This is a genomic window from Cupriavidus sp. 94F1, from assembly GCF_057798875.1.
On sequence record NZ_JBYOJT010000014.1, the window covers coordinates 59,975 to 76,367 of the forward strand.

14 protein-coding genes are annotated in these 16,393 nt (G+C 67.0%); 7 read left to right on the forward strand and 7 right to left on the reverse strand.

Annotation, left to right across the window (positions count from 1 at the left end; genetic code table 11):
- Positions 1-7 precede the first annotated feature (7 nt).
- On the reverse strand, positions 8-1,006 hold the full coding sequence (locus tag AC3FJ6_RS24560) for a Bug family tripartite tricarboxylate transporter substrate binding protein (protein WP_488774105.1): 999 nt from the start codon (positions 1,004-1,006) through the stop codon (positions 8-10).
- A gap of 90 nt (positions 1,007-1,096) precedes the next feature.
- A complete protein-coding gene (locus AC3FJ6_RS24565; RefSeq protein WP_488774106.1) occupies positions 1,097-2,908 on the reverse strand; it encodes an acyl-CoA dehydrogenase family protein in 1,812 nt (603 codons plus the stop codon).
- Between the two features lie 126 nt (positions 2,909-3,034).
- Here AC3FJ6_RS24565 and AC3FJ6_RS24570 point away from each other — a divergent pair, with 126 nt between their 5' ends.
- Entirely contained in the window at positions 3,035-3,925 is an 891-nt protein-coding gene (locus AC3FJ6_RS24570; protein ID WP_488774107.1) for a LysR family transcriptional regulator, read from the forward strand.
- A gap of 217 nt (positions 3,926-4,142) precedes the next feature.
- Here AC3FJ6_RS24570 and AC3FJ6_RS24575 read toward each other — a convergent pair whose 3' ends face one another.
- A complete protein-coding gene (locus AC3FJ6_RS24575) occupies positions 4,143-4,922 on the reverse strand; it encodes an anti-sigma factor family protein (protein ID WP_488774108.1) in 780 nt (259 codons plus the stop codon).
- Complete coding sequence (locus tag AC3FJ6_RS24580; protein WP_488774109.1) at positions 4,919-5,437, reverse strand: sigma-70 family RNA polymerase sigma factor; 519 nt, start codon at positions 5,435-5,437, stop codon at positions 4,919-4,921. Before AC3FJ6_RS24580 ends, AC3FJ6_RS24575 begins: the two co-directional genes overlap by 4 nt.
- 218 nt (positions 5,438-5,655) lie before the next feature.
- Between AC3FJ6_RS24580 and AC3FJ6_RS24585 the strand changes: the two genes are divergently transcribed.
- From AC3FJ6_RS24585 to AC3FJ6_RS24595, 3 genes are read left to right on the forward strand one after another with little or no spacing between them, the layout of a single operon-like run.
- A complete protein-coding gene (locus AC3FJ6_RS24585) occupies positions 5,656-5,991 on the forward strand; it encodes a FeoA family protein (RefSeq protein WP_488774110.1) in 336 nt (111 codons plus the stop codon).
- A gap of 33 nt (positions 5,992-6,024) precedes the next feature.
- Positions 6,025-7,884: a ferrous iron transporter B gene (gene feoB / locus AC3FJ6_RS24590; protein ID WP_488774111.1), complete on the forward strand. Its 1,860-nt coding sequence runs from the start codon at positions 6,025-6,027 to the stop codon at positions 7,882-7,884.
- 40 nt (positions 7,885-7,924) lie between these two features.
- Entirely contained in the window at positions 7,925-8,260 is a 336-nt protein-coding gene (locus tag AC3FJ6_RS24595) for a DUF6587 family protein (protein WP_400395622.1), read from the forward strand.
- Between the two features lie 344 nt (positions 8,261-8,604).
- Here AC3FJ6_RS24595 and AC3FJ6_RS24600 read toward each other — a convergent pair whose 3' ends face one another.
- Positions 8,605-9,996 (reverse strand): hypothetical protein, encoded by a 1,392-nt coding sequence (locus tag AC3FJ6_RS24600; RefSeq protein WP_488774112.1) that lies wholly within the window; start codon positions 9,994-9,996, stop codon positions 8,605-8,607.
- Between the two features lie 567 nt (positions 9,997-10,563).
- Here AC3FJ6_RS24600 and leuA point away from each other — a divergent pair.
- Together leuA and AC3FJ6_RS24610 are read left to right on the forward strand one after the other, a co-directional pair.
- Positions 10,564-12,252: a 2-isopropylmalate synthase gene (leuA, locus tag AC3FJ6_RS24605; RefSeq protein WP_488774161.1), complete on the forward strand. Its 1,689-nt coding sequence runs from the start codon at positions 10,564-10,566 to the stop codon at positions 12,250-12,252.
- Between the two features lie 354 nt (positions 12,253-12,606).
- Complete coding sequence (locus AC3FJ6_RS24610; RefSeq protein ID WP_488774113.1) at positions 12,607-13,263, forward strand: OmpW/AlkL family protein; 657 nt, start codon at positions 12,607-12,609, stop codon at positions 13,261-13,263.
- 171 nt (positions 13,264-13,434) lie between these two features.
- Here AC3FJ6_RS24610 and AC3FJ6_RS24615 read toward each other — a convergent pair whose 3' ends face one another.
- Complete coding sequence (locus tag AC3FJ6_RS24615) at positions 13,435-14,925, reverse strand: AMP nucleosidase (RefSeq protein ID WP_400394724.1); 1,491 nt, start codon at positions 14,923-14,925, stop codon at positions 13,435-13,437.
- A 250-nt stretch (positions 14,926-15,175) separates the two neighbouring features.
- Between AC3FJ6_RS24615 and AC3FJ6_RS24620 the strand changes: the two genes are divergently transcribed.
- On the forward strand, positions 15,176-15,565 hold the full coding sequence (locus tag AC3FJ6_RS24620; RefSeq protein WP_101684913.1) for a GNAT family N-acetyltransferase: 390 nt from the start codon (positions 15,176-15,178) through the stop codon (positions 15,563-15,565).
- 51 nt (positions 15,566-15,616) lie between these two features.
- On the opposite strand, the gene AC3FJ6_RS24625 is transcribed toward AC3FJ6_RS24620, so the two are convergent.
- On the reverse strand, positions 15,617-16,339 hold the full coding sequence (locus AC3FJ6_RS24625; protein WP_488774114.1) for an NADPH-dependent F420 reductase: 723 nt from the start codon (positions 16,337-16,339) through the stop codon (positions 15,617-15,619).
- Positions 16,340-16,393 lie beyond the last annotated feature (54 nt).

Here is a 16,393-nt window from a genome sequence, read left to right on the forward strand (position 1 = left end):
CGTGATGTCAGTCCAGCTGCGCGCCGGATTTCTGCACGACGGTACGCCACTTGCCGACCTCGGCCTTGACGAAGTTGCCCAGCTGTTCCGGCGACGTGGACGGCGCCAGTTCCAGCCCCTGCGCCAGCAGCGTCTTGCGGACTTCGGGCTGCTGCAGCGCGTCGGCGAACGCGTGGTTCAGCTTGCCGATGACGGCAGGCGGCGTGCCCGCCGGTGCCACCACGCCAAAGAATACCGAAACATCGAACCCGGCAACACCCTGTTCGGCCACGGTCGGCACATCGGGCAGCGCCTGCGAGCGCGCCTTGGTGGTCACGCCCAGCGCGCGCACCTTGCCGCTCTTGATGAATGGCAGCGCCGTCAGCACGTCGGTGAAGGTCATGCTCACCTGCCCGCCCAGCAGATCGTTCAGCGCGGGGCCGGTGCCCTTGTACGGCACGTGCTGGAAGTCGGTGCCGGCCAGGTTGTTGAACAGCACGCCGGCCAGGTGCGACGACGCCCCGTTGCCCGACGACGCATAGCTAAGCTTGCCCGGATGCGCCTTGCCATAGGCAATCAGCTCCTGCACGTTCCTGGCCGGCACGGCCGGATTCACCACCAGCACATTGGGCAACTGGCCGATCTGGATCACCGGCGTGAAGCTCTTGACCGGGTCGTAGTTGATTTTGCGATACAGGCTCACGTTGATCGCCAGCGGCGCCGATGTGCCGAACATCAGCGTGTAGCCATCGGGCTCGGCCCGCGCCACCACCTCGGCACCGATGTTGCCGCCCGCACCGGCGCGGTTTTCCACCACCACGGGCTGGCCCAGGCTGTTCTTCAGCGCGGCGGCCAGCGTGCGGGCCATTGCATCGGTGGGGCCGCCCGGCGGGTAGGTCACCACCAGCATGATCGGCTTGCTCGGGAAATCCTTCTGCGCGAAGGCAGGGGTGGCCGCTGCAAGCAGCGTGCAGGCGGCCATCGAGGCAAATGCGGCCAGGGCCGCGCGGCGGTGCCATTGGGGCATGATGCGTTGTCTCCGGTGAAGCTTTTTATATCGGGCGCGCGATTCGGGTTGGGGACGCGCGCCCGTTCAAGAACAGCAGACTGCCAAACGTCAGAACACGTTGACCTGATCGACCTGACCGGCGGCGCGCACCACGCCATCGGCAGGAGGAGCCACGGTATCGGCCAGCCAGTCGGGTTCGGTGCCGCCGCCCAGCGGGTCTTGTGGCAGCACGCGATGGACGAGCACCAGTTGCGCCAGGCGCATGCGACGCACCGAGCCGATCCGGCCCGCTTCCCAGGCCATGGCGACGGCACTGGTCACGTGGTACAGCGCCGACGCGGCCTGGCGGGCCAGCACGTCGCCATCGGCACCGGCATCGGCCGCCCGCGCGGCCAGTGCGGCGGCGTTGGCGATGGCCTCGGCAAAGACTTCGCGCGCCTGCGCCTGCAGCGGCGTGTCCTGCAGCAGAGCGGACAGATGCGTCTGCAGCACCGGCAGCGAGCCTTCGCGGCGGATGGCGCGCAGCACGTCGAGTGCGACGATATTGCTGGTGCCTTCCCAGATCGATCCCAGATGGGCGTCGCGCACCAGGCGCGGGTCGCTCCATTCCTCGATGTACCCGCAGCCGCCGCGAATCTCCATCGCATCGCCGGTCACCTTGCGGGCGTCGCGGCAGGCGCGGAACTTGATCAGCGGCGTCAGGATGCGCATCAGCGGATAGGCGTCGGTCTCGCCCGCGTCGGCACGGCGCAGCGCCTCGGCGGTCTGGAACACCATCGTGCGGGCCTGCTCGGTGGGCAGCGTGAGCTTGAGCAACTGGCGGCGCATCAGCGGCATGTCGGCCAGCCGCTTGCCGAAGGCGCGGCGCTCGCGGGCGATGAACTGGCCCTCGGTCAGCGCGCGGCGCATCAGGCCGGCCGCCCGCACGCCGTTGGACAGCCGCGAGTTGTTGATCATGTCGGCCATCTGCACGAAGCCACGGCCCAGTTCGCCCACCAGGTGCGCGTGCGCGCCTTCCAGGCGGATTTCGCCGCTGGCCATCGATCGCGTGCCGAGCTTGTCCTTTAGACGGATGATGCGGTAGTGGTTGGCGCTGCCATCGGCCAGCGTGCGCGGCAGCAGGAACAGCGACACGCCCTTGATGCCGTCCACGGCCGTGCCGTCGGCCTCTTCGACGCGCGCCAGCACCATGGCCAGTGCGGCGTCGGGGTTGGAGCAGAACCACTTGTCGCCCACCAGGCGCCAGCCGCCTTCGGCGCTGTCGTCGCGGATCGCCCGCGTGGCCGTGGCGGCCACATCGGAGCCGGCACCCTGTTCGGTCATGAACATCGCGCCCTGGTACAGGTCGTCGAACACCTGCGTGGTCAGGTTCGGCAGGAATCGGTCCACCAGCGCCGGGGCGCCGAACTTGCGCAGCGTGCGCGTCAGCGAATCGGTCATCGACAGCGGGCAGCACAGTCCGAATTCGGCCTGCACGAACAGATAGGTCAGCGCGTACTTGGCTGCCGGCGGCATCGGCTTGTCCCAGCCCAGCACCCCGCCACGATGCGACGCGGCGGCCAGGCCGAATTCCGAGAACGCCACGCGTTCCAGTTCGACGTAGGCCGGATGCTTGTGGATGCGCTGGCCGTCCAGCCCCGTGCGCGTCCGGTGCGACAGCGTCGGCGGCTCGTGGTCGGCCACGTTGGCCAGTTCGTCGAGCACGCCGCCGGCCAGCGCGCCCATGCGCTCCAGGTGCGGCAGCAGGTGATTGAACAGGTCGGCCGGCAGGTACAGCGGCAGCAGCGCCCGCAGGTCGGGGTCGGCCGCGAACAGGCTCGACCCATGGCGGTCGGGCACCGGATGGGCGTCTGGGTGTGCGTCGGGCCGGGCATCTCGCGCGGGCTGCGATGCGGCGGGGCGGGTGGCGCTGGTCGGCATGCGGTGTCTCCGTGGCTCCCTGCCCTGCAGAACGGCGGGCGGGATGGTTTGGGATCCATTATTTGGTGGCCAACGATTCGCGTCCAATTCTAAAATTGGCTTGATCAATACAAAATTTGTATCGCCATGGAATTCCGCCACCTCCGTTACTTCCTCGTGCTGGCCGAGGAACTGCACTTCGGCCGCGCCGCCCGGCGCCTGTCGATTTCACAGCCGCCGCTGTCGCTCAATATCCAGCAGCTCGAGGCGTCGGTGGGTGCCCGTTTGTTCGAGCGCGACAGTCGCGGCGTGCGCCTGACCGCCGCCGGCCGGGCATTTCAGGAATCGGCTATCGCCTTGCTGGCGCAGGCCGAATCGGCGCGGCTGCTGGCGCGCGAGATCGAGGCCGGCGCGGTGGGCCGCCTGCGGGTGGGCTTTGTCGGGTCGATGCTGTATCGCGGGTTGCCGCAGCGGCTGCAGGAATTCCAGCGCCGCTATCCGGGCATCCACGTGGCGCTGACCGAACTCAATTCGCAGGAACAGATCGACGCCCTGCTGCATGGCGAGCTCGATGCGGGCTTTGTCCACACCAGCCGGGTGCCCGATGAACTGGCGGCCACGCTGGCGCATGCCGAGCCGTTCGTCTGCTGCATGCCGGCCGACCACCGGCTGGCGGCCAGTGATACGGTGGCCCTGACGGACTTGCGCGGCGAGCCGTTTGTGCTGTTTTCGCGCAAGGCCTCGCCCGACTATTACAGCCGCATCTTCGACATGTGCGCGGCACATGGCTTCTATCCGCGCATCCGGCACGAGGTGCGCCACTGGTTGTCGGTGGTATCGCTGGTGTCGCAGGGCATGGGGGTGGCCGTGGTGCCGGCAGCCATGGCGCGGTCCGGCATGGCGGGGGCGGCGTTCCGGCCGCTGGCCGACGCCACGGTGCCATCGGAGGTCTATTGCGTGTGGAAGCAGGCACCCGATCATCCCGCACGCGACCACTTCGTGGCGACAGTCAGGGCGGCCGCGCAGACCGGCGTCTAGCTGGGAAATGCCAGCCCGGGGGCAAAAGAAAAAGCCACCGGCCCAAGGGCCAGTGGCTATGAAGTACGCGTGGAACGGGGTGTTCAGCGTGCGTGAAGCTTAGGGCCGGGGCGTGCGCCGCACCAATACCGCAATTGTGTTATTCGACGGCCAAATGGCGAATACGCCGCGGATTCGGGCACCCTTCGGGGTAATCCCTAGCATTAACCCGCATGGTTCACGTATCGCCCGGCGCCACGGCGCGCTGCACGGGCAGCGCGGCCGGATTGTCGGTCGGACTGACCACCGCATATAGATAGCGGCCATTGCGCCAGTACTGGGCCATCAGGTTGCCCTCGGTGCGCGACCCGTTACGCAGGCGCAGATCGCCTTGCGGCCGCACGTAGTAAACGATTGCCTGCATCTGCGGGTTCCGGTACAGGATCATCGCCGCGGGGCCTTGTTCGGTCGACATCAGGCGGCCACCCACGGGATGAAACCCGTAGGTCGAAAAATCGGGCAGCGGGGCCGGCTGCACGAAATGGCGATTCAGCCATGACTGCAGTTCGCGCGCGTCGGCGGCCGTGCCATCGACCTTCACATCGACCTTCACATCGACCATCTGCGGCGTGGCGCTGACCGCGAACAGCCGATAGGCCGACATCGCATCGGCCATCGGCGGATAGCTCTGGCGCAGTGCAATCTCGCGCGACTGCCAGCCGCCCATGCCGCCCACGGCCAGCGCCATGACCAGCGACGCGGCGATGGCCGCGCGGTGCCGCAGGCGGTCGCGCAGGCCACGGCGGATGCGGAACGGATCGAGCCGGGCCGGCGTGTCGGCCGGGGGCGGCTCCATGCTGGCGCGCAGGCGTTGCATGTCGAGCCGGATCTCCTGCACTTCGCGCGCCAGGTCGGGGTGGCTGGCGATTAGTGCGTCGATCTGCAGTCGGCGCGTTTCGTCCAGTTCGCCATCGACGTAGGCATGCAGTTCCGGTTCGGTGGGCATCAGGGTATTCATTTGAGCACCTGCAGGGGGGAATGGACGACCTTGCCGTCGGTGAGTTCGCGCAGTGCCTTGCGCGCCCGCGAGATGCGAGACATCACGGTGCCGATGGGCACGTCGAGCGCATCGGCGGCCTCCTGGTAGCTGAGCCCCTCCACCGTGACCAGCATCAGCAGCGCGCGCTGTTCGGCTGACAACTGGTTGAAGTTGTCCAGCGCCGAGCGGGTCAGCACTACATCTTCGGTGGAGGGGGCGCTGTCTTCGTCACTGCCCACGCCGAACAGCGTCAGCAGGCCCGCGTACCGCCTGGCGCGGCGCTGGCCGTCGAGGAACAGCCGGTAGAGGATCGAAAACAGCCAGGCGCGCAGGTCGCCGCCATCCTGGCGCGTCACACGGCGCGACAGCGCGCGTTCCAGGCACGCCTGCACCAGGTCGTCCGCGCTGGCCTCGTTGCGCGTCAGCGACACCGCGAAGCGGCGCAGCCTCGGGATCACTTCGCGCAGCGCATCGTCTGAGAAATCGTTGTCCATCGGTATGGGGGGCGGCGGAGGGCGGTCCGAGAGCGTGGTTATTTGGTAAACGTCCGGCAGGACGAATTATTCCGTCCACATGACATACAGCTGACAACGGTGTGGCTTCAGCGCGCAAATGGCGCGGATGCTATACAATCGAGAACGATTTCTATTTACGTACCCAGCAGGATTTTCCCTGCCGCGCGGCGGCGATCCCGCCCTTGGACTGGAAGCATATGCGGTTGTCTGAACTGCCCCGGCGCACGGTCGCCATCGTGAAATCGGTGGACGATGCCACCCCTGGCGACCCTGTTGCGCGACGCCTGCGCGATCTTGGCTTCGTGCCCGGCGAATCCGTGCAGATTGTCACCTTCGGCCCGTTCGGCAAGGATCCGTTGGTCGCCCAGGTAGGCTACACGCGCTTTGCACTGCGCCGCTCGGAGGCCGACCGGATTGCCGTGGAGGTGGCCACCGCCACCGTGTCGCGCATCGCGCCGGCAGGCCAGGCCGATATGGCCAGGACGGCCGGTACGACCGACGCTTCCGATTCCGACGCCCAGCGCATCGCCTGACGGCCCCCGCGCGTCGCCTGACCCTATCCCATCATGTCAGTTGCCCAGAATGCCTCCGCCTTGCGCATCGCGCTGGTAGGCAACCCCAATTGCGGCAAGACCGCACTGTTCAACCGCCTCACCGGCAGCCGCCAGAAGGTGGCCAACTACGCCGGCGTGACCGTCGAGCGCAAGGAAGGCCAGTTCGTCTCGCCGGCCGGCCGCACCGTGCGCATCCTGGATCTGCCCGGCGCATACAGCCTGCATTCGGCCAGCCTGGACGAAGCCATCACGCGCGAGGTCTGCATGGGCCAGCGTGCCGGCGAGGTGCGGCCCGACCTGCTGGTGTCGGTGGTCGACGCCACCAACCTGCGCCTGCACCTGCGCTTCGTGCTGGAACTGCGCCGCCTGGGCCTGCCCATGGTGGTGGTGCTCAACATGAGCGATGCGGCGGCACGCCGTGGCATCGTGATCGACCGCGATGCGCTGTCGCGGGCGCTGGGTGTGCCCGTGGTGCAGACCGTGGCCGTCAAGCGCGACGGCGCCGCCGCGCTGGTGAAGCTGTTCGACGAGACGCTGCCCCCGGCGCCGCCCGCGCAGGCACTCGACAGCGTGTCCGAGCTCGATACCCACGCCGAGGTCAAGCGCCTGCTGGACGCCGCCGTGACGATGCCCACGCGCACCGCACGCTTCGACGACGCCGTGGACCGCGTGGTGCTGCACCCGGTGTTCGGCCTGGTGATCCTGGCCGTGCTGCTGTTCTTCATGTTCCAGGCCGTGTTCTCGTGGGCCGAGCCGATGATGGACGGCATCGAGGCCGGCGTGCATGTCTTTGGCGAATGGATCGGCGGCCTGATGCCCGACGGCATGCTGAAAAGCGTGCTGGTGGACGGCCTGATCGCCGGCCTGGGCAGCGTGATCGTGTTCCTGCCGCAGATCCTGATCCTGTTCCTGTTCATCCTGACGCTCGAGGAATCGGGCTACCTGCCGCGTGCCGCGTTCCTGCTGGACCGGCTGATGATGGGCGCGGGCCTGTCGGGCCGGTCGTTCATCCCGCTGCTGTCCAGCTTTGCCTGCGCGATTCCGGGCATCATGGCCACCCGCACGATCCAGGACCCGCGCGACCGGCTGACCACCATCCTGGTGGCGCCGCTGATGACCTGCTCGGCGCGCCTGCCGGTGTATGCGCTGCTGATCGGCGCATTCATTCCGCAACGCACCGTGGCCGGCCTGTTCAACCTGCAGGGCCTGGTGCTGTTCGTGCTGTACGTGGCCGGCATCGTCAGCGCGCTGCTGGTGGCCTACGTGCTGAAGTGGTTCCGCCGCGACCGCACCGACCATCCACTGCTGATGGAACTGCCGTCGTACCGCGTGCCGAATCCGCGCGATATCGGCATCGGCCTGTGGGAGCGTGCGCGCATCTTCCTGTCGCGCGTGGGCAAGGTGATCCTGACGCTGACCGTGCTGCTGTGGTTCCTGGCCACGTTCCCGTCGCCGCCCGAAGGCGCCACCATGCCGCCGATCGACTACAGCTTCGCCGGCATGATCGGCCGCGCGCTGGAGCATGTGTTTGCCCCGATCGGCTTCAACTGGCAGATCTGCATCGCGCTGGTACCGGGCCTGGCCGCGCGCGAAGTGGCGGTGGGTGCGCTGGCCACGGTGTACGCGCTGTCGGGCAGCGACGATGCCGTGGCGGTGCAGCTGGCGCCGATGATCGCGGCGCAATGGTCGCTGGCCACGGCGCTGTCGCTGCTGGCCTGGTATGTCTTCGCGCCACAGTGCATTTCCACGCTGGCGGTGATCCGTCGCGAGACCAACTCATGGAAGGTGATGGCGGCCTCGGCCGCCTACCTGGCCGGGCTGGCCTATCTCGCGTCGTTCATCACGTACCGCGTGGCGCTGGCGCTTACCTGACTGCGAGGAAACTGACGCGCTGCCTTCAAGTCCAACGGCCATGACCCTCTATCACGCCTTCGAAACCCTGATCGTTCCGCTAATCGTGCTGGGCTGCGCCATCCACGTGGCGGGCCGCTATATGCCGCGCACCCGCGAGCGCGCGAAGGCACGGCTGGCGGCGATGCTGGGCGGCGCGGCGGCCAGCGGCTGGCGCGGATGGCTGGCACGACGCCTGGCCCCGACCCAGGCCGCGGGGTGCGCCAGCGGCTGCGATACGAACAGCGGCTGCGGCACGTGCGACGCGAACACGTCGGGCGCCGGTTCCGGCGATACGGGCAGTACCGCTTCCGGCGGCAGCAACGAGCAGGTCATCCGCTTCGTACGCAAATCCTGATGACGGCACCGGCCCGAGCGGCTCGGCAATGACAACGGCGATCCCTTGGGGTCGCCGTTTTGTTTTGGCGCGGCGCCCTTGCGTACCCGTTTCTGCGTACCAGCGCGGCGCCGCTCGCTATGCGCTCCCCTCTCCCGCCTGCGGGAGAGGGGTGGGGGAGAGGGTTGGCCCACAAGGCACCGATATCGCCGATTGAACCCCCTTGCCCTCTCCCCCGACCCCTCTCCCGTGTACGGGAGAGGGGAGCAAACCCGCGGTCGATCGGCGAAGCGTACCCATTTCTGCGTGGCGCCCACCCAACGAAACACCCCCCGCCAGCGTGCATGCTTCGCGTCCACCCTGCCCTATTGCGCCACCCCCGGAATCGTCAGCGACACCGGCATGGCCTCGGTCCCGGCGGTACATGAGACGATCACCGTGAAGGGTCCCGATCCGGTGGGCACCACCGATGCCAGGTTGCCCCCGTGCGGCACGATCGACACCGGACCGCTGCCCACCTGCCAGTTCCACGTACCGTTGCAACCCGTGACGCCTTCGTCAATGCCACGGTGCAACAGGTGGGCGGAAACCGGTGCCCCGCCATTCGGCACGACGAACGGGCTCGGGCCGCTGTAGATCAGGCCCCACGTCGGCTGCTCGGTCACCAGCAGCTGGGCGCGCGGCTTGGCGGTGATGGTCAGGCTGCCGGCCATTTCGTCCAGCACGCTTTGCAGCGGGGCGATGCCGGTCGGGCGGCTGGTGCTGACCGTGGTCACGCGCGTGGACGCGTTTGGCACCACCGCCAGCGACGGCGAGGTGGTCATGTACGTCCACAGCCCGGTGAAGTCGGCCGTGGCATCGCTCTCGTCATTGCGCAGCACGCGCGAATCGTAGGTCTGTGGGTAGCCATTCAGCACGTTCAGCGCGTTGATCTGCTTGCCGTACTGCGACAGCACCAGGCGATAGGTCGACACGCTGGTCTTGAACACCGACACCAGGAAGGCGCCGGTCAGGGTATTGCCGTCGGGCGCGGTGACCTGCACCGTCACCATGGACTGCGCCGTGGTGTCGCTGGTGTTGACGCCGCGCAGTGTGCCCACGTTGGTGGAGCCGGTGGCCTGGACGGCCGTCGTGCTGCTGCGCCACGTCCAGCCGGTGGCGGCGCCCGAGCGGTCCGCGCCGTCGCTGTCGATCAGCGATGCCGTTACCGGCAGCACCTGGCCGTTGGTCATCGACAGCACCGGATACGGCAGCGCCAGGCTGTACGTACGCACACCCGGTGCCACCACGGTGATCGTGGCGGCCACCTGCGGGAGCGCGGTTGCCGTGCCATTGGCGCCGGCCACCGTCGCGGCCACGTTCACGGCCGTAGTGCCCACGCCCACGCCTGTCACCACGGCGCTGCCGGGGATGGTGCCGTTGGCCACCGCTGCCACGGAGCCGTTGCCGCTGGTCCAGACGAAGGTCGTGGCGCTCGTGACGTCGTTGCCGAGATCGTCGACAACCGATGCCGTCAGCGAGAGGGTGCTGCCCACGCCTACCTGCCCCGACGTACGGTTCATGACCAGCGTGTACGACTTGGCGACGGCCGTGCTGCCGCTACCACCGTTGCCACCTGCGCTGCCACCGGCATCGCCGCCGGTTCCCGCGGGTGCCGTCGCGCCGGCGCCCGAGCTGCCGCCACCGCCGCCACATGCCCCCAGCAGCATGGCGGTCGCCATGCACGCGATCCACCCCGTCCACGTACGTGTACGCATGATTGCCCCCTCTGTCGTTATCGATCCCGTTCCTGCTGCTGTCAGCCTAGGCGGGAAGTGGATGGCGATGTACCGGCCAGAGGACTGAGCGCCAACCCACATATCGGGTGGAGTCCATCCGTTCGGGGTAAGGCTTTGACGTGCGGTGCCTCGCATTCCAGGCCGAATCAGACCTGTCAGACGACATGCCGACGGTTGACGCTGTGGCCAGTTTTGCACTACCCTCATCCTGTTCGTCCGTGCCAGATGGCGCGACGATATCCTTCTCGCACGATGCCAGCCAACACCTTCACCCTCCGCCACGCCGCAGATGCCTCGCGCATCGGTGCCGCCGTGCGCGCGCGTGTTGAGGGTTCGCTGGCCGCCCTGACGTCGTGCCGCGCCCTGCTGGGCGCTTCCTCGCTACTGCTAGGCCTACCGATCGGTTGCCGGGCCTAGTGCCCCGTGGCAGTTCGGCAGCCTTTCGCCACCCTTTTTCCGTTTTCCTGTTTTTCCGTTCACACGAAGCCCTCGTACCGCGAGGCGCTTCCTGATGCTTCCTTAGCGAGGAAGGAGATACCCATGCCCATGTTGCGCAACCCCGCCGCCAAGTACCGTCCCGCCACCGTTGTCGATTTGCCCGACCGCGCGTGGCCATCGCGCCAGATCACCCGCGCACCGCGCTGGATGAGCACCGATCTGCGCGACGGCAACCAGGCGCTGATCGAGCCGATGAACAGCGCCCGCAAGCTGCGCTTCTTCGAACAGCTGGTGAAGGTCGGTCTCAAGGAAATCGAGGTCGCGTTCCCGTCTGCATCGCAGACCGATTTCGATTTTGTCCGCATGCTGATCGAGGAAGACCGCATTCCGGACGACGTCACCATCGTGGTGCTGACCCAGGCGCGCGATGACCTGATCCGCCGCACCGTGGAATCGGTGCGCGGCGCCAAACGCGCCACCGTGCACCTGTACAACCCGATCGCCCCGGCCTGGCGGCGCATCGTGTTCAATGCGTCGCGCGACGAGATCAAGGAGGTGGCCGTGTCCGGCACGCGCCTGATCCGCGAGCTGACCGATGCCATGCCGGAAACAGCCTGGTCGTACGAATACTCGCCCGAGACCTTCAGCCTGGCCGAGCTCGATTTCTCGCTGGAAGTATCTGACGCGGTGTCGGCCGTCTGGCAACCGGATGCCACGCGCCCGATGATCCTGAACCTGCCCACCACGGTGGAATGCAGCACGCCCAACATCTTTGCCGACCAGATCGAATGGATGCATCGGCATCTGGCGCGACGCGAACACATCGTGCTGTCCGTCCATCCGCATAACGACCGCGGCACCGCCGTGGCCGCCGCCGAACTGGCCGTGATGGCCGGCGCCGACCGCGTGGAAGGCTGCCTCTTCGGCAACGGCGAACGCACCGGCAACGTCGATCTGGTCACGCTGGCGCTGAATCTTTACACCCAGGGCGTAGACCCCGAACTCGATTTTTCCGATATCGACGAAGTGCGCCAGTGCGTGGAACACTGCAACCAGCTGCCCGTGCACCCGCGCCATCCGTACGTGGGCGACCTGGTCTTCACGGCCTTTTCCGGCTCTCACCAGGACGCCATCCGCAAGGGCTTTGCGCAGCAGAAGCCTGACGCCATCTGGGAAGTGCCCTACCTGCCGATCGACCCCGCCGACCTGGGCCGCAGCTACGACGCGGTCATCCGCGTGAACAGCCAGTCGGGCAAGGGCGGCATGGCGTATCTGCTGGAGCAGGCCCATGGCATCTTCATGCCGCGCCGCCTGCAGATCGAATTCAGCCGCGCGGTGCAGGTGATGACCGACCAGACCGGGCTCGAAGCCAGTGCAGAGGACCTCTACGCGCTGTTCCGCCGCGAATACCTCGACGTAGAGGCGCCGCTGCGCTATGTGTCGCACCGCATGGTGTCGACCCGCGACAACGCCGTGGAAATCGAGATGGAAGTGACACGCGACGGGCAGCCCGTGCGGGTGCGCGGTGCGGGCAACGGGCCCATCGACGCCACCGTCGATGCGTTCTCACGCGGCCTGGGCATTGCCGTGCGGGTGATGGACTATCACGAGCACGCCATGACCACTGGCGCCGATGCCAATGCGGCCTGCTATGTGGAAGTTCGTGTTGGCGATTCGCCGACGGGCTTTGGCGCCGGCGTGGACGCCAGCATCGTCACGGCATCGCTGAAGGCCATGGTGTCGGGTGTCAACCGGCATCTGCAGGCGCAGGATCAGGACCAGGCCGAGGCGGCTTGATCCGCGGCTTGCGCTGATCGTCCGATCTGGCGGAAAAACGGTGTGCCCTGCCCCCACAGGGCACACCTGAAAAGACGTCCTGGCGGACGCCCACGACATGCGCGGTGCACAACCACGAGCCCACAGCGTACGGGCCGCAACGCGCGGGCGCCACGAATAAATCCGCATGTCCATAGAAGCATTCACCGCGTGTCGCAAGCCCCTGCCGGGCTGCGCCACCGCCGGTGTCGCGCATTGACGACGCAGTTCCATCCAATTTGCGTGGGCTGCACTTCACTTGTCCTGCATCAAGGTTTGGGGGCCTCGCTCAAGACACACTGGTCGCACTTTTTCGATGTTTTGTGCCTGACCAACATGACCACTGCAACTTCTCCCCGCCGCAAGACCCTCGTTTCCTCGATCTGCATGGCGCTCGCCGCCGCCACCTTCGGCAGCATTTCCGCGCCCGCCATTGCCGCTGACGAAGCGCAGGGCAACTGGATGGTCCGCCTGCGCGGCACCTATCTGGACATGGCCAACAAGTCGGATCCCGTGGGTGGGGTGGGTGCATCGGATCGCATCCACGTCAACAACAAGTGGATCCCGGAAGTCGATATCACCTACTTCATCGTCCCGCATATCGCGGCCGAACTGGTGCTGACCATTCCGCAGAAGCAGGACGTAAGCCTTGACGGCACGAAGATCGGCACGTTCAAGCACCTGCCGCCGAGCCTCCTGCTGCAGTACCACTTCCTGCCGAACGGCACGTTCCGCCCGTACGTCGGGGCCGGCGTGAACGCGACGCGCATCTATGGCGCCGATCTGGCCGGTGGCACGCTGGGTCTGGACAAGTGGAGCGTGGGTCCGGCCCTGCAGATCGGCATGGACTACAAGCTCACCAAGAACTGGTTCCTGAACGTGGACGCCAAGAAGGTCTGGATTTCCAGCAACGTCTACGCCAATGGTGTCAAGGTGTCGACGGTCAGCCTCGACCCGTGGCTGTTCAGCGCCGGCGTGGGCTATCGCTTCTGAGGGGTCTACGAAATTAAGGTTTTTCCGAGACTTTCCACTTTGTCTCCTCGAGGGAAGGCCGCCTAACCGACGTCCTTCCCGCCTCACTGCGCGCGGCAACGCCGCGCGCTTTTTTATTTCTGTTTCCCGTCGAAGGGCGTGAGGCCGGCCATGGTCTCCGGGCCCCCGGCGTTAGCGGAACGCCGGTTCGTCGAAGCTGCGCAACTTGCGCGAGTGCAGTTCCTCGACGCCGTTCTCGCGCAGGATGCGGATGGCTTCCAGGCCGATCGTCATGTGCTGGCTGACGCGCTGGCGGTAGAACGCGTTGGCCATGCCGCGCAGTTTCAACTCGCCATGCAGTGGCTTGTCGGATACGCACAGCAACGTGCCATAGGGTACGCGCAGGCGGAAGCCATTGGCAGCCACGGCCGCGCTTTCCATGTCGATCGCAATCGCGCGCGACTGGTTGAAGCGCGCGTACAGCGCCTTCGACTTCAGCTCCCAGTTACGGTCGTCGGTCGATACCACCGTGCCGGTGCGCATGCGCGTCTTCATCTCGGTGCCGGACAAACCCGTCACGCGGGCCACCGCTTCCTGCAGCGCCACCTGGATTTCGGCGATCGGGGGCACCGGCACCCACGGCGGCAGGTCGTGGTCCAGCACATGATCGTCGCGCACGTAGGCGTGCGCCAGCACGTAATCGCCCAGTTGCTGCGAGCGGCGCAGTCCGCCGCAGTGGCCCACCATCAGCCAGCAATGTGGCCGCAAGACGGCCAGGTGGTCGGTCATGGTCTTGGCGTTCGACGGCCCCACGCCGATGTTCACCAGCGTCACGCCGAGCCCGTCCTCGCGCACCAGGTGATAGGCCGGCATCTGCGGCAGCGCCTTTGGGCGCGACGCGTCGTCAGGTTCGACGCCGCCCAGGTCCTGCACCACATCGCCCGGCTCGACAAACCGCACATAGCCGTCGCCACCGTCACCAGACATCAGGTTGCGCCCCAATGTCACGAACTCGTCGACATATCGCTGATAGTTCGTGAACAGCACGAACCGCTGGAAGTGATGCGGCGCCGTGCCCGTGTAGTGGTAAAGCCGCTGCAGCGCCAGGTCCACGCGTTCGGCCGGGAACAGCGACAACGGCCAGGCTTCGCCCGGTGTGGGCTCGTAGGTGCCGTTGGCAATCGAATCGTCGATGCGGCTCAGCTCGGGCAGCACGAACGAGGCTTCCAGTTCGCGGGCCTGGGTGTAGCTGATGTCGGTGGTCGATGCCTCGATCACGAACGGCAGCGGAATCGGCCGGCGCGACAGGCCCACCACCACCGGCACGCGGTGATAGCGCATCAGCCGTTCGATCTGGTCGCGGTAGTAGTCGCACAGCAGATCCGGCCGCGTGACCGTGGTGCCGTACACCCCGGGGTAGGCCACCGTGCCCCACGACGGGCGGCTGTCGGTGACCATGGTTTCCAGGTTGACGGAGATGCCGAGATACGGGTAGCACGCGTGGGCCGCCGATGGCAGCGGCTTGCCCTTGGCAAACGCGTCGAAGCGCGCACGCACGGCCGCCACGGAACTGTCGTAGATCTCGCGGATACGCGCCATGGCGCTATCGGCATTGCTGAACTCGGCCAGCTGATCGGCCGGGTGTGCGGAGGAGAAGATGGGGGCGTTCATGGCAGCCATCATACCGCCAGCTTCCGGCGCGCGACAGGCCGTTGCGCGCCGCGCATCGGGACGCGCCCGTGCGTGCGGACGGTCGCATTTTGCGGACAAAGTTGTTTGACGCCGCCGCATCGGCTTCGCTACACTCTGCGCCGAAATGCGCGACGAATTGTCGCGACATATCGCGCGAAAACGCGGCGCAGCCGCTCTGCGCCCCCCCACTTCTGGAGGGTCTGCATGCATGCGCTCCGGAATCACGCAGGAGGAATTGTCGATGGAAATCCGTAATCCGTTGCCCGCAGAGGTGGAGGCGGCCCGGCTGCTGCTGGCTGCCAACGGTTGGGAACAACGGGTCGGCAATCCCGAGCGGTTCGCGCAACTGATCGCCAACTCCCAACGCGTGGCGGTAGCGGTGGAAAACGGCGAGGTCATCGGCTTCGCCCGAGCACTCTGCGACGATATCTCCAACGGATACATCTCGATGGTCGCCGTGGCGCCCCAGCATCGACGCCGCGGCATCGGCCGCGCTTTGCTGCGCCACGTGATGGGCAACGACCCGGACATCACCTGGGTCCTGCGCGCAGCGCGCTCCTCGGAAGCCGCATTCTTCGGCCAACTGGGCTTCACGCCATCGATGGTGGCCATGGAGTGGCGCCGGCGCTAACGCGCTGCCCGTTCGCCCCCCACCGCGCCGGCCGGCAACGGCCAGTCCATACTACGGCTGGTCCATCACACGGCGAAATTCTTCGGCAGTCCCCATCTGGCGGAACAGCTTGCCACCGGGCGCGAACCGGTCGGCACTGGACAGTCCCCCAACCACCACTGGATCGAACCCCGCGTCGCGCACCAGCCCGGCCGCCACGGATAGCGCCTCGGCGTCGTTGCCGGCCATCGGCACCGCCATCAGCGGCGGCTTGCGGTGACTTTCGCGCGTGAACTCAGCCGCCCCCGTGAAATTGAACACGCGCACGATGCGCGCACCGGCCAGGTATTTGGCCGTGGTGACGCCAATGCCGTTGGCCTTGACCTCGTCCACGATGGCGCCGTCGCGCGCCGCCACGGCGTTGGTGGCATCCAGCACGATCTTGCCCTGCCAACGGTTCTGCTGGCCCACATCGGGCACCGCACCGTAGGGCACCGCCAGCAGGATCACGTCAGCAAATGCCACGGCCTGGGCGACGGTACCGGCCTGGGCCAACGGCCCGAGCGAATCGGTCAGCGCCTTCAGTTCCTCAGGATGGCGCGACGCGAACATCACCGGGTGTCCCGCCTTCACCAGCAGACTGCCCACCGCGCTGCCCAGCCGGCCCGAGCCGACTACGCCAACCTTCGATTTCGCCTTGCCCTGCACCGGCTGCGCCATGGCGTGCCAGGCGGGCGCCGCCAGCAGCATGGACCACCCGCCCGCGATCACAAGCCTGCGCCGTCCGTGCGACATTCGTTGGAATCCGTGCGCCATTGGCCGCCCTCCGTAGTGTCCCGCTCCGATCAC